Here is a 731-nt window from a genome sequence, read left to right as displayed (position 1 = left end):
CCGCGCCGAAATACCGCATCATAGCCTTCCGCTCGCGGCTGGCATTGGCGGGCACGTACAGCGTTACCGGAAACCCCGCTGCCGCGCCAAACATGGCGTAAGAAATGCCGCTGTTGCCGCTTGTCGCGTCAACGATGGTTTTTCCGCCGACTAAGCGTCCCTGTTCAATGCCGCTCAGAATGAGCGCCTTTACCGCACGGTCCTTTACCGACCCGCTGGGATTAAGAAACTCCGCCTTTGCGAAAAGCGACACGCCGTTTAATCCCTGAGAGATTCTCCGCAGCGCGACAAGCGGCGTGTTTCCCACCAAATCAAAAACCGTCTGCACAAACACAGCCCCTGTTCACCTGGCGGAGGGAACATATCACGCGCCGCTCTGTATTGTCAAGAGGTTCCGGCGCCGCGACTCCTCAGGCGCAACGCCGCCCGAAAAACAAGGCTGAAGTCCGCGGGTGCTTCCCCCGCTATCGGCGCGAATGCCCCCTGCCGTTATCTATCTTCCCCGGGAAGCGCTATGATGGCGGCAGTTTTAACATACGCAACACTATAGAGGAAGAAACATGCTTGAGTACACGCTTGAGGACAACGAACTGACCAAAGCCGAGGGGGACATACGGGCGCAGGTCGTCAACGTAAGGTCATACACGGCGGGCGATATTGCCGACCGAATCATGAAAATCGGGGCGGGGCTGACGCGGAGCGACGTCGCCTCCGTGCTGGAAGCCGCGAAG

The 731-nt window shown here is 59.0% G+C and carries 2 protein-coding genes; one reads left to right on the top strand and one right to left on the bottom strand.

Features of this window, described 5'->3' with window-relative positions; translation table 11 throughout:
• A partial coding sequence (locus AWU74_RS06925; RefSeq protein WP_162504982.1) for a pyridoxal-phosphate dependent enzyme occupies positions 1-328 on the bottom strand: 328 nt, incomplete at its 3' end.
• Between the two features lie 232 nt (positions 329-560).
• Here AWU74_RS06925 and AWU74_RS13545 point away from each other — a divergent pair.
• A partial coding sequence (locus tag AWU74_RS13545) for a DNA-binding domain-containing protein (protein ID WP_368853465.1) occupies positions 561-731 on the top strand: 171 nt, incomplete at its 3' end.

The organism is Treponema endosymbiont of Eucomonympha sp. (genome assembly GCF_001028545.1).
This window is presented reverse-complemented; position numbering and strand designations above follow the sequence as displayed.